The organism is Vibrio sp. 1580 (genome assembly GCF_033340055.1).
Map to the genome: position 1 here is coordinate 16425 of NZ_JAWOVT010000022.1, position 12659 is coordinate 29083.

Genomic DNA, 12659 nt, shown 5'->3' on the forward strand with positions numbered 1-12659 from the left:
AATGACAAAGTTCTGAAAACTTTCCGATTAGGTAATTCTAATCTTATTAGTGTTACACTCTGTCATATTGAATATTCTGGGCTGTATCCAAGCTCCAAGCTCATTGCTTGGGCGATTAGATATAGTATCACTTTATTAGCGGTCAAAAAATCTATGGTAAGACGTCGCCAGCAAAACTCATCACAAAAAAAGCCAACAACGGGCTTTGTTCGCATTATTAGTGGCTTATGGAGAGGCAGAAAACTTCCTGTACACGATGCTGAAGGCTTACGCCCCACGACCGATCGCGTCAAAGAAACGCTGTTTAACTGGTTAGCTCAAGATGTACCACAGGCAAAATGTCTCGACTTGTTTGCTGGCTCTGGCGGCTTGGGATTTGAGTCAGCTTCGCGCCAAGCAGAGCAAGTGACCATGGTTGAGCTAAACCCACAAGCTTTCCAACAGTTACAAAAGAATGTTGCCTCTCTTAACGCGAACAACATCCAAGTGGTAAATACCGACGCACTGAGTTTTTTGAAGCAACCGGGTTCTGCTCACCATGTGGTGTTTATTGACCCACCGTTTCGCAAAGGTCTATTGGATGAGACCGTGGCTCTGCTAGAACAAAATGGCTGGCTCGCGGAAGATGCGATGATTTATATTGAAACAGAAAAAGAACTCAATATTGCCGACTTACCAGAAAACTGGCAATTACATCGAGAAAAAACAGCAGGCCAAGTGAGCTATCGTCTGTACGAACGTACCTCCGCATAACGCCTCGATTTAAAAGGATACTTAAATGAAAGCACTAATTATGCTGGCCAAAGCGGCTATCGCCTTTGTTTGGTTAGTATTAATCCTAAATATTTTTATGCCCTTTCCCGGCAATGCCGCGATTGCGCTATACATCATGACCGCTTTTTTGTTCATCATGCACGGTTTACAAATGGCCATCTTCATTGGTGCATTTGGCGACAAAATAAAAATGAGCAGTTGGGAAAAATATTCAATCCTGATTTTTGGTATTTTTGCCCTACTCGATATTCGTCGTAAACACATGATGTAATCGCTCAGATACGAAAAAGCCGCTCTTGTGAGCGGCTTTTTTTCTGCGTTTCGTTCGTCACCCAATGTAACTTTTTACACCATCCAAGAACATTTGAGTGGAGATCATCACCAGTAACAAGCCCATTAAGCGTTCTACCGCCTTCAAGCCACGTTCACCCAACAAGCGATTAAAGAAGCCATAAAACATCAGTATAAAAAATGTTGCGCCCCAAGCAATTACGACTGATGCTGACATTTCCAACATTTTCTCTGGATGTTGCGAAGACAGTAAAAGCAAGGCTGCAATCACTGAAGGGCCCGCGATCATAGGAATGGCCATCGGAACAATAAAGGGCTCCTCGCCTGCTGCCAGTCCAGTAATGCTGCCAGCACTCGGGAAAATCATCTTAATCGCAATAATGAAGAGAATAATGCCACCAGAAATGCTGAGCGTTTCTGGCTGGACATGCAAAAAACTTAAGATGCTTTGTCCTGCAAACAGAAATAGCATCAAGATCAGTAAGGCAAACAGTAGTTCACGAATCAATACCTTACGACGACGCTTGGGATCGATATGTTTGAGAATAGACAACACAATCGGCAAGTTACCGAGAGGGTCCATGATTAGAAACAGCATGGTCGCTGCAGAAAGAATGTCCATATTCTGGCCTCACCTAAAAAATGGCGGCCAGTGTATAGCAAACTGACAACATGAGTATATGACTGAGGGCGAAAACACCATATTCACCCTCGATCTTAGCCGCCGTTTTAGTGATTACAAACTCGCGCCATATTGACCACAAACTTACCTTCAAGCTCACGAATTTTGTCGCGCTTGAGCAAAAATGCTAGTAATGCATCTAAGTCTAGATCATTCAGTTTACAGGTGTGAAAGCGAACGCTAGCGCCAAAGTGCTGTGTGAGGGCTTCGCGATCCATTGGCGTTTCTCTAAGTAGGTTTAGCAGCTCGTGAGCATGGATTTCACTCATTATTGACTCCAGTTATTAAGAACAATGCGTTCAGTTTACTGAAATCCTCAAGAGCTGCTTTGACTTAAATTAGTAAATGATTGAGGCAACAATGAGGGCATGAGCAAAAAAGTAACTACCACTCACCCACAAATAGGCGTGTTTCATCGGTTTTCGATAACCGTGTATCGCGTATGCCAGCGCCGAATAGATCAGAACTAAGGTTCCGCTAAAGCCGATAGCATTGGCGTAACTCGGCACTTGTAACCAAACTTCACCGGCTGCCCAAGCAAGTTGAACCAGCATCATCCCCATGATCACAACGGGGAATACCAGAGAGTCGAGTTGAGGTAGCAACAAAAAGAACGCCACGATACTCGCTGCAAGCAGCAGGGCCAACAGCCACCAGACAATCTCACCATTAAGCTGCACCCAAAATGACTTGCTGTAGCATACCTGGGCGACCAGATAAGCCGTAAAATAGATTAGCTTACGAGTTTTAAACGAGTGCAGCGTATCTGCCACCATAGACACAATCAGCCCACCCGCAATCCAGTAGGTATATGTTGCGGATGCACCTTGAGTTAACACCAACACAAGAAGAAGTAGCAGAGTAAAGATTTTAAACACGAGGGATTGTGTCGGGTTAGCTTGCTTTGCTCCCAACACGGAATACACACCTGATAGCCCTATCGCCAGCCAACTCCACATGCAGTATACACCTTTTACTTAAACTCGCCGCTAGTCTAGGTAGACCAGTTTTGATGTAAAGACACAATCTACGAAAGTTGGATCTCGCTAGCGATTCGAAACATTTTGTAACCCTCAGCCTACGTAATAATAAAGCCGATGAGCCTGAATGATGCCACTAAACATTGGGGCCAAGCTTTGCTCATCAGCCGAACCCATCAAATCACACGACACAATAACCAGCGCTTTCTAAAACTATTTAACTGAAAAACAGATAAGTGCTCCAGGTAAGCCGCCATTTTACAAACTGACGATTAAACCACCAGGATGTATGTAATGCAGGCAACAAGAATAAATAACAGACACAAAATAGAAAATAGTCTTAGTAGCGATCTAAGAGAGGAGGAACTACTGATGATTAGGGGTAAAAACTAAGAAAACCGACCTTAATTCAGTAAAAAAAACATCAGACAAGAAAAGTAAGTCAATGATAAATAAAATCATAATTTCAATAACAGATAAAAGTGCGGACTTCATAAACCATAAAATCACTAAACACTTTTGAAGCCCATATTTTCTCATAAGGTAAGAAAATCTCACTCCATGCTTTCGATTTGACGATGCAACCTCATAGCACATTCTTTAATTTTCTCAATTTTTGAGAAATACAGACAAAATAAACATCCAACATACCATTCGAAACAAAAAACAATTACAAAGCCAACACCACAAACCATTTAACATTATAAAATCAAATACTTAAAACAAGAAAGGATAAAAACAAAACAATGTGAACACTTTAAATACAGGACAAAAAACATAGTTTCATTAGTCAGAATCACGTAAAACCAGACAAGTTAAGTGTGGTTTTTGAAAAGATTAACGAGCATATGTTGATCAAACCCCAAAAACAGTGCTATATTAAATTCATCGAGTTCATCAAAGATTAAGGGGTAGTGTTATGATTTCATCTTCTCAAAAACAAGGGCTGGTTATGATTGCAGTGGTTGTGGGTTTAATGACACTGCCAATGATGTACTAACCAAATGATTTAAAATAAAAAAGGACGCAAATGCGTCCTTTTTTATTTATCTGTATTGCTCTACTGAATGTGCTTAGACAAAATATCCCAGTGCATATAGTAGAAACCAAGAGCGGCCAGCGTAATCAACGTCATTAGCAAAATTGCTGTACGCCAAATAAAGCGAGAGCTTCTTGGTGTCAGCTCTTTTTCACAAGCATCACATGCCGCCATAAAGCCTTTACGATCATCCAGCTTGTAATCGTCTTCGTGCACCACTTTATTACGCACTGTCGCGATGAATCGAAGCTTTGCTATCACGTCATGCGGTAAACGTTCTTCACAACTATTAATAAGTTGGTGCAACCCTTTCCCTTCTGCATGGTACTGAGTACGCAAAAGTTTTTCGATCGTTCGGGTACGCATGACTACTTTTTCAATATCTGACATCGTAACCCTCCTTACCAGACCCTTCCTATGTTCATTATTTTTATTCTTCTATAAATTTAGAGCTTTTTCGAGCCGTTAAGTGCAATTTTACTTTCAATTTGTGCCCTTGAGCTCATATAGCCTAACAAGTGAAAGCCGCTTCGTTCAGCTTTAGTGACTTCGCTTGCAGATGAAGCGACGATTTCATCGTGCATCATTAAGATAAATCGTGAAGTGCGCCGAATAATCTCCATATCCCTTTCATTAGATTATGAATAAGTTACCTCAACTCATCGTTTCGTCAGCGAGTTCTGTAGAATGGGACCCGATAAAACATTGGAGGTTAATATGCCAATCTCACTTATTGTCGCCCTATTCGCCCTTATTGCCTTGGGCGCGTGGGTGTTTTTCCGTTTTTATAGTAAGCACTATGTGGGCGAAGACGCTCCAGAGCAAAGCGCGCAGGTAACGGTTTTAGATAAACAAGCGATAGACATACCAAACGCACCACCAGGTCAAGACGATCAAGAGTATTGGATTTACGTTCAACGTGGTTCTATCGGTCCAAAGCGTGAATTCCAAATTGGAGTGCATTACTACCATGCACTCAATCCTGGAGATAAGGGAACACTGACCTATCGCGGCAACAAGTTCCTTCACTTCGCTATCAAACGTTAAGGCAGTAACCAACGAGTCTTGGCAGAACGAGAAAAGAGATAGCTCATCGCCAAGGCTCCAGCTCCACTTAGAACGATCCAGACTGGAATCACCCACGCAGGATGTCCTGTGTACCAACCGAACTCTTTCATCGGCCATAAGAAAATAGGATGAAGTAAGTAAATCCCTAAGCTGTGCTGACTGATCACACTTACCACTTTTTGTACTTTTGGTGATAAGCCTTCACCAAAGTAACGCCCGATCATAAAAATCATCGAAGCTGCTAGAATCACATTCAGTGTTTTATAAGAGAGCCAGCGCCCAACCGTATACTTCTCCGCCTCTAAGCTATTTGTCACAACCATCGTAAAGGTCACTGCCAACGCCACGAGTCCTAGCCCAACAAATAGGGTCACCATAGAGCGATTCAAAGGTACCTTTTGAAATAAAACATACCCCAGTGGAAGGTAACCCATATAAAGCCACATCTGATTACTCCAAGGGCCATCAATCTTGAACAAGAACAGTGTGCTGGTGAAAAGCCAAAATGCGAGATAGGTATACAAGACGTTGTCATCCACGTTGCGTACCATCCATTGAAACAGCGGAATCACAAAATACAGTGGTATAAAGTAATAGAAAAAGCCGAGATGGTAATACGTTGCGTGGAATGGGCTATTGCTTAATACCTCTTTTACGGTTTCAAAATCAAAGCCTTGAGAAGTCCAACCTGAAAGGTATGCATAAAACATCGACCAAATAAGAAATGGAACTAAAACTTTGCCCAAACGCCTTTTGATATAATACTTACCGTCAAATGGTCGAGTGTCACTGAGCATTAGCGCTCCGGTGATCAAAATAAAAACTGGCACTGCCCAGCGGGTTACGCTATTCACGCCTACCGCTGTCAGCCATTGGTCAAATGGAATCACTCCTAACTCATTTCGATACGGTGCCAAGACGTGAATGGCGATCACTGCTACCGCTGCGAAGCAGCGCAATAAATCAAAAAACAGAACCCTTTCTCTCATACCTTTCCCTACTTTGAGTCGCTTATCGTTTATAGCATAGGGTAAATCTCAACCAGTGAAATGGTTAACAATCTGTTTTTGCTTATTTTTAACTCAACAATGACCTACAACGGAGATTTCATCACCACTCTAATCACTTAACGAGAACCAAAAACCAAGCATCAGTATTCACTCTCGATGCCAAACCGACACAATCTGATTACAGCAAACGGCGCATAAGAAACAAAAATGGCTCCGATTTGGAGCCATTTATACCATCTACAGATAGCGATACTGGGGATAGTTACGCAGTAGCAACATCAGCTTTTGGCAACTTAATTGAAATCAGCGTCGTCAGTGCCAAGAAAGCAAAAGAAACCCATAAGCACGCTGCAAGACCAGCCTCTTGGTAGATCCAACCCGATAATACCGTGCCAATCAAACGTCCCATCGCATTGGCCATGTAGTAAAAACCGACATCCAACGAGACGCCATCGCCTTTAGCGTAGCTCACTATCAAGTACGAGTGCAGCGAAGAGTTAATGGCAAACACAGCGCCAAAAATCATCAAACCTACCACAATCACCAATTCAGGCTGCCAACCGATTTGCACACCATAAGCAATACCAGCCGTAATTAACGCTAGGACTCCTGCCCACACCAATGCTGCACTACCATCAGGCACACGACCTTGCGCTTTGCCAGTAATACGCGGCGCAAAGCCTTGCACAAACCCATAAGCAATGACCCACGTAGCGAGAAAGCTACCAACCCACAAGTGATCCCAGCCAAACACGCTACCAAGATAAATAGGCAGAGCAACGACAAACCACACATCACGAGCACCAAACAAGAACATGCGTGCTGCGGATAAAATGTTTATCGATTCAGACTTGGAGAATATTTGGCGAAACTTAGGTTTACTCTTTGCTTTACCCATGTCCGCTTCTAGCCAGATCATGCTGCAAACAAACACTAATGTAAGTACGCCCGCCATAATAAACATCGAGTTTTGAAAACCCACCCAAGATAGCAGCAAGCCACCAACAAAAAAGCCCGCTCCTTTGAGTGCATTCTTCGAGCCAGTCAAAATCGCTACCCATTTGTAGAGCGCCCCTTGCTGCTCGTCTGGAACTAGCGTTTTAATCGCGCTCTTAGCACTCATTTTGTTCAGATCTTTGGCAATCCCCGACAGAGCTTGCGCTGCCATCACCCAAGGAATGGTCAGCCATGCATTTGGTACTGCGAGCATCAGCAACGCAAACACTTGCATCGCTAAACCAATGTTCATGGTTTTATTTAGGCCTAACCTTGCGCCCAACCAACCACCAACCAGGTTTGTCACCACACCAAAAAATTCATAGAAAAGAAACAGTGAGGCAATAGCTAACGTGGAATAACCTAAGTCATGAAAATAGAGCACCACCAGCATACGCAGTGCGCCATCGGTCACCGTAAAGTTCCAATAGTTAAACGTCACTAACATGTACTGACGAATACTTTTGCTTAATTGAGAAATCATATTGACCTCATATGTACAGCGATAGAAGCATTTAGATCATCATGTTCTAAATACTTCCTAACCTGTACAGCAACATTGACCAATACAATGTTACTGTGATTTTCAAAAAATGCCCCAACATCAATAAAAAGAAAAATACACTTTAAAAACAATTGATTAGTTAATATTAATGGCATTTTTTGTAAACAGTCGTATCCTGAAGAAGCTCGAATTTAGCTTTTGGATCATGATGAACCAAAAGCTATTTAAGCTGATCAAGCGTCTTGAGCCACACGTTCGATGTACTCAACTTGCACAGGTTTTGTAAATGCACCAGGGCGCAATGCCTGCACTTCTCGCACGATATCTTCTAACTGCCATTCCTTTTCTAGGAGTAGGTGAGCAGCGAACAAACCTGTGCGCCCCGAACCACCCATGCAATGCATCGCAACTTTGCCACCTTGAGCAAGAATCGCGTGCAGTTCCGGACTGGCTTGTTGCCACTTCGTCGCAAATTCTTCATTTGGTGCGCAGTCGTCTTCAATCTCGATCTGGAACCATTTCATACCCAGTTGCTGAGTGGCTTCACCCAATGCAGAGACATTCTTCGCAGCTAATTCACTATCATCTAATGCAGTAACGACCGCTTGAACACCCTGCTCTTTCAACTGTTCTAACGACGCATGCAAATCGACACCTTTCGTTCCTGGGCACGGTGTTAAGATTAAAGCACCGGAGTCCAAATCTAATTGCCATGTAGGATGAGACATTGTGACCCCCTTTTAAGCCAAACCAACGTTACGAACCAGCTCTGCTGTGCGCGTTGCATAACCCATTTCGTTATCGTACCAAGCGTAAATCTTAACCATACGAGAACCCACAACCATGGTTGATTGCGCATCAACGATGGTTGAACGTTGGTCGCCTTTATAATCGATAGAAACTAAAGGACGCTCTTCGAAGCCAAGGATGCCTTTCAAATCACCTTCAGATGCTTCTTTTAACAGTGCATTCACTTCTTCTGCTGTGGTATCACGCTTCACATCAAAAATGATGTCTGTTAACGATGCGTTTGCTAGAGGTACGCGAACCGCATGACCATTAATTTTGTCTTTTAATTCTGGGAAAATTTCGACAATCGCCTTCGCGCTCCCCGTCGTGGTCGGGATAAGGCTCATGCCGCATGCTCTTGCACGGCGTAGATCTTTGTGTGGCGCATCCAAAATAGTTTGCGTATTCGTCAGGTCGTGAATGGTCGTAAAAGAAGATTGTTCGATACCCAATTTCTCATGAATGACTTTAACCACAGGTGCGATACAGTTAGTCGTACACGAAGCTGCTGTCACGATACGATGTTTTTCAGGGTCGAAAATATGGTCGTTCACGCCCACCACAATGTTCGCAATACCTTCTTCTTTCACAGGTGCGCTTACCACGACACGTTTCACGCCTTGCTCTAGGTATTTGTTTAGGAATGATGTTTTGCGATGTACGCCTGTCGCTTCAATCACAACATCACAATCAGACCAGTTCACCGCATCGATATCGCGTTGTTGAGTCGTGGCGACACGCTTGCCGTTGATGACGAGCTCACTGCCTTCGACCTGAACTCCATGATGCCAACGACCTTGCACTGAATCGAATTCTAATAAGTGACCAAGCGTAGCGGCGTCACCTGCGACATCGTTGATTAACACAAACTCCAATTCTGGCCAATCAAATGCCGCTCGCAGCGCTAAGCGACCAATTCGGCCAAAGCCATTAATTCCTACTTTAATTGTCATAGTTTTACCCTCTAATCTTCTACCTTGAATCTCTATTCGCTGTTAACAGCAAGCCTCACGACTTTTATCGTGTAAGCGTGTGATGTCGTCTTGGTATTCCTGCTTCAAACAGTTTGATGCCACTAAGTCTTCAATTAACTTTCGCATCCAACCTGGTAATTGCTGTGATAACTCGTAATACACCCATTGCCCTTGGCGTTTATCCACCAAGATGCCACTGGATCGTAACTGAGCAAGATGACGAGAAACTTTCGGCTGGCTCTCTTGTAGAGCAAACGCCAAATCACCAACGCAAGTTTCACCTTCACGGGCCACGAGCATTAAACAACGTACGCGTGTTTCATCGGATAACAGCTTAAAAAACTGATGTGGAAGCATAATGAATATACCTATATATGGATATGCGTATATGTTTATTTAATTAAGATATATCGTCAAGAGGAAACCGTCCATCGTCATAAAAGTTTCACATCTAACGAACAGCTTGATTGTAAAGAGAGAGATTCAAAGAGATAAAAGATAAGACAAGAAATTATGCAGTCGCGATGCTTTGACTCCAGCGAGCCGCTTCACCTAAGGAGAGCTTCACTTCCTCTAAAGGCAACCCCAATTGCATCGTGATTTTTTCAACCCCTGACCAATCGGCACGCTCGTAGCACTCTTCGAGGGAAATAAGTGCACCATAAACCCCTTTGCGATGTAATAGCGCTTGTTGTACTGAATGACTAAGCGGTAACTGCCTAACTAAAGATTCCACCGAAAGATCCAGCAGCGCATCTAGAATCGACAGCAAACCAACCATGAAACCTTGCTCGTTGAGGTGAGAGAATGGCTGATAGCGCGACATCAATTGGCAAAATTGAGCTCGTTGCAATGAAAGGTGATACAGCTCTCGAGGCTTGTTACTGGAGATATACGATGCCACAACCAAAGAGACAAACTGCTTAAGGTTATCCTGGCCAAGATAAATCAATGCCTGACGAAAAGAGCTGATTTCGACAGCCAAATTCGGCGCTTGCGTATTTACAAAACGCAATAATTTATACGACAACGCGACATCTTGCGTAATGACGGACTCGATACGAGTAAAGTCAGGCTCAGGAGCACAAACTTCACGAAACAGTTGCAATGCCAACACTTGCTCAGGACTGACGTATTTAGTCTGCGAGACGAGTGGCTTGCTAAAAAAATAACCTTGGAAAAATTTAAAGCCAGCCGCTTTCGCTTGCTCAAACTCTTCTGCGGTTTCAACACGTTCTGCTAAAAAGTGGTATTTGACGCGTTTGGCAAGGTGTGTTTTGACCAGTTCACAGGCCTTTTCGAGTCCCATCGCCATAATGTCGAGCTTCACAATATGCACATATGGCAAAAAACGGCGCCATTCTGGTGTTAGGGTGAAGTCATCCAAAGCGATCAAGTAACCTTCTCGATAAAACTCACGAATCGCATCAAGAAGCTCATCCGTAGGTTGGCACGTTTCCAACACTTCGATGACAATTTTGTTTTTCGGCAAACGTCGCACCAAGCTTTGATGAGGAAAGTTAATAAAGCATCTAGAAGAGGCAATCACTGGGTTAGTACCCAGCGATAGGAAGTTTTCGACAATCAGTCGGTATGTCGCTCGATTTGAACCAATATGTGAAGGGTATGCGTTACTCTCCCCGTCTCGAAACAACAATTCATAACCCAGCGTCTGTCTTTTTCGGTTAAAGATCGGCTGGCGAGCGACATACGTTGTATTCATGCTAAAGAAGGACCTATAAATGGCTTATGACTTTGCAGCTGCTAATAATGCACCACAACCCATGAACATTGAACCGAATACTTTGTTTATTTTTCCCATGATTTTATCGGAGCGAATAAAGCGTCCCATTTGTGCTGCCAAGCTCGTGTAACCCAACATTACACACGCATCAATCACGACCGTAGTGACGCCAAGCACCAACAGTTGCGTGATTTGGTCTTTTGCCGGGTCAATAAACTGCGGGAACAACGCCACCAGAAAAACAATCGATTTAGGGTTGGTGAGGTTAATCAACACTGCCTTGTACAACAGCGCCGTGCCTGACATCTCGTTGTGGTTTTCAGCTGCGGCTAAGCTTGATGTGTCGCGCCATTTCTGAACCCCCAGCCAAACCAGATAAGCGGCACCAACCCATTTAATGACAGAAAATGCGGTTGCTGACTGCGCGACAAGCGCACCAATACCCGCCCCCACCAGCGCGATGTGAATAACTAAACCAATTTGTAAGCCAATAATGGCACCCAGTGATTTACGGGTACCGTAACTCAAACCATTACTGATTGAGTTCACCGTGCCAGAGCCCGGAGCCAAACTAAAAACGATTGCTGTTACTACATAAGCTAACCAGACATGGGTATCCATTGCATTTCCTCACTAATTCTTCGATGATACATCGCGTAAACAACGTATCTTCAGGTAATCAACTAATGGCGACTAACCATTCACCTTTGACTTATACTCAAGAGACATTATTTGAGCAAGCAATTGGTGGTCCGATCGCAGCACTTTGGCAAACTCGCCAAGAGGGCTTTGTTAAAGGGACTGAGAAAAAGAACATTTACTGGTGCAAGCTAACCAACCCAGAGCATAAAAAAGCCGTGCTCATCGTAAATGGACGCATTGAGTCTTCCTGGAAATACCAAGAGCTGTTTTACGATCTCTACCGCCAAGGTTTCGATGTCTATTCCTTTGACCACCGCGGTCAAGGTTTATCAGATCGTTTATTATCTGACTCAGATATGGGTCACGTCTATGACTTTACTGATTATATTGATGATATGGACATCGTCGTAAAAAAACACGACCTTAGCGAATATCAACAATGCTTCATCATCGCGCACTCTATGGGCGGCGCGATCGCCACACGTTACCTGCAAACTCACCCAGAACACCCTTTTACTGGTTTGATTCTAAGTGCGCCCATGTTTGGCATTAACCTGCCATGGTACCTATCACCAATAGCGATTCCGGTCACACAAATTATGTCAGCGGTATCGACTTTGCCACGCTATGCACCAGGACATCAGGCCTACTTCCCTAAGCCCTTTGAAGATAACCCACTTAGCCAAAGTTACGGCCGCTACCAATGGTTCCGAAACCTATATACGGAAAAACCGGAACTGCAAGTCGGTGGGCCAAGCACTCGCTGGGTTTGGCAAGGGCTCATGGCCGCTAAGCAGTGCTTTTTATTAACTCGCCAAGTCAAAATACCAGTCATCCTAATCCAAGCCGGAAACGATCGGATTGTTAGCAATCTCGCGCAAAAGCGTTTTATTGATAAATTGCGGAAAACCAACCCGCACGCGGATCTGCTTTCTATCGAAGGCGCACAGCATGAAATCTTGTTCGAGACCGACAAGTATCGTAATCAAGCGCTCGATGCAATTTTCCGCTTTATGAATGACCCTCAATCGCCATCAAACGAACAAGCACAATAAGAACTCTAGGCGACCATTTCACGACTAAGATTAAAGAGGAAATGTCTACACATCGATTTACCCTCTTTTTCATCCTCATTTTGGCGTACACTGCTTGAACTTGGCTACTT

Annotated in this window: 15 protein-coding genes; 4 read left to right on the plus strand and 11 right to left on the minus strand. The window is 43.8% G+C overall.

Features of this window, described 5'->3' with window-relative positions:
* Window positions 1-153 precede the first annotated feature (153 nt).
* Together rsmD and R7093_RS22440 are read left to right on the plus strand one after the other, a co-directional pair.
* Window positions 154-753 carry a 16S rRNA (guanine(966)-N(2))-methyltransferase RsmD gene (rsmD, locus tag R7093_RS22435; protein WP_005378702.1) on the plus strand — a complete coding sequence of 200 codons (600 nt, stop codon included), beginning with the start codon at window positions 154-156 and terminating at the stop codon, window positions 751-753.
* A 25-nt stretch (window positions 754-778) separates the two neighbouring features.
* Entirely contained in the window at window positions 779-1045 is a 267-nt protein-coding gene (locus R7093_RS22440; protein WP_005378704.1) for a DUF1145 domain-containing protein, read from the plus strand.
* 57 nt (window positions 1046-1102) lie between these two features.
* On the opposite strand, the gene R7093_RS22445 is transcribed toward R7093_RS22440, so the two are convergent.
* From R7093_RS22445 to R7093_RS22460, 4 genes are all read right to left on the minus strand, one after another.
* Window positions 1103-1687 carry a YhgN family NAAT transporter gene (locus R7093_RS22445; RefSeq protein WP_005389671.1) on the minus strand — a complete coding sequence of 195 codons (585 nt, stop codon included), beginning with the start codon at window positions 1685-1687 and terminating at the stop codon, window positions 1103-1105.
* 107 nt (window positions 1688-1794) lie between these two features.
* Window positions 1795-2016: a YecH family metal-binding protein gene (locus tag R7093_RS22450; protein ID WP_005378711.1), complete on the minus strand. Its 222-nt coding sequence runs from the start codon at window positions 2014-2016 to the stop codon at window positions 1795-1797.
* A 69-nt stretch (window positions 2017-2085) separates the two neighbouring features.
* Window positions 2086-2706: a lysoplasmalogenase gene (locus R7093_RS22455; protein WP_005389670.1), complete on the minus strand. Its 621-nt coding sequence runs from the start codon at window positions 2704-2706 to the stop codon at window positions 2086-2088.
* 1081 nt (window positions 2707-3787) lie between these two features.
* Window positions 3788-4156, minus strand: coding sequence for a hypothetical protein (locus tag R7093_RS22460; protein WP_005378717.1), 369 nt, complete (start codon window positions 4154-4156; stop codon window positions 3788-3790).
* 327 nt (window positions 4157-4483) lie between these two features.
* Here R7093_RS22460 and R7093_RS22465 point away from each other — a divergent pair, with 327 nt between their 5' ends.
* Window positions 4484-4813: a DUF2500 domain-containing protein gene (locus R7093_RS22465; protein ID WP_005389668.1), complete on the plus strand. Its 330-nt coding sequence runs from the start codon at window positions 4484-4486 to the stop codon at window positions 4811-4813.
* On the opposite strand, the gene R7093_RS22470 is transcribed toward R7093_RS22465, so the two are convergent.
* The 7 genes from R7093_RS22470 to rhtB form a co-directional block, all read right to left on the minus strand.
* The gene (locus R7093_RS22470) at window positions 4810-5823 is read right to left on the minus strand and encodes an acyltransferase (protein ID WP_017636080.1); all 1014 of its coding nucleotides are present in this window, start codon (window positions 5821-5823) and stop codon (window positions 4810-4812) included. The two genes, R7093_RS22465 and R7093_RS22470, sit on opposite strands and share 4 nt — an antisense overlap.
* Before the next feature lie 283 nt (window positions 5824-6106).
* On the minus strand, window positions 6107-7324 hold the full coding sequence (gene arsJ, locus R7093_RS22475; protein WP_017636081.1) for an organoarsenical effux MFS transporter ArsJ: 1218 nt from the start codon (window positions 7322-7324) through the stop codon (window positions 6107-6109).
* 254 nt (window positions 7325-7578) lie between these two features.
* The gene (locus tag R7093_RS22480) at window positions 7579-8073 is read right to left on the minus strand and encodes a cyclin-dependent kinase inhibitor 3 family protein (RefSeq protein ID WP_005383629.1); all 495 of its coding nucleotides are present in this window, start codon (window positions 8071-8073) and stop codon (window positions 7579-7581) included.
* Between the two features lie 12 nt (window positions 8074-8085).
* The gene (locus R7093_RS22485; RefSeq protein ID WP_005383630.1) at window positions 8086-9087 is read right to left on the minus strand and encodes an ArsJ-associated glyceraldehyde-3-phosphate dehydrogenase; all 1002 of its coding nucleotides are present in this window, start codon (window positions 9085-9087) and stop codon (window positions 8086-8088) included.
* A gap of 42 nt (window positions 9088-9129) precedes the next feature.
* Window positions 9130-9465, minus strand: a complete 336-nt coding sequence (locus R7093_RS22490; RefSeq protein ID WP_005378730.1) for a metalloregulator ArsR/SmtB family transcription factor — start codon at window positions 9463-9465, stop codon at window positions 9130-9132.
* Between the two features lie 154 nt (window positions 9466-9619).
* Window positions 9620-10831 (minus strand): EAL and HDOD domain-containing protein, encoded by a 1212-nt coding sequence (locus R7093_RS22495; protein WP_318146813.1) that lies wholly within the window; start codon window positions 10829-10831, stop codon window positions 9620-9622.
* Between the two features lie 24 nt (window positions 10832-10855).
* Window positions 10856-11473: a homoserine/homoserine lactone efflux protein gene (rhtB, locus tag R7093_RS22500; protein ID WP_318146814.1), complete on the minus strand. Its 618-nt coding sequence runs from the start codon at window positions 11471-11473 to the stop codon at window positions 10856-10858.
* Window positions 11474-11538: 65 nt separating this feature from the next.
* On the opposite strand from rhtB, the gene R7093_RS22505 reads away from it, so the two are divergent.
* Window positions 11539-12549, plus strand: coding sequence for an alpha/beta fold hydrolase (locus R7093_RS22505; RefSeq protein WP_318146815.1), 1011 nt, complete (start codon window positions 11539-11541; stop codon window positions 12547-12549).
* Window positions 12550-12659: the final 110 nt, after the last annotated feature.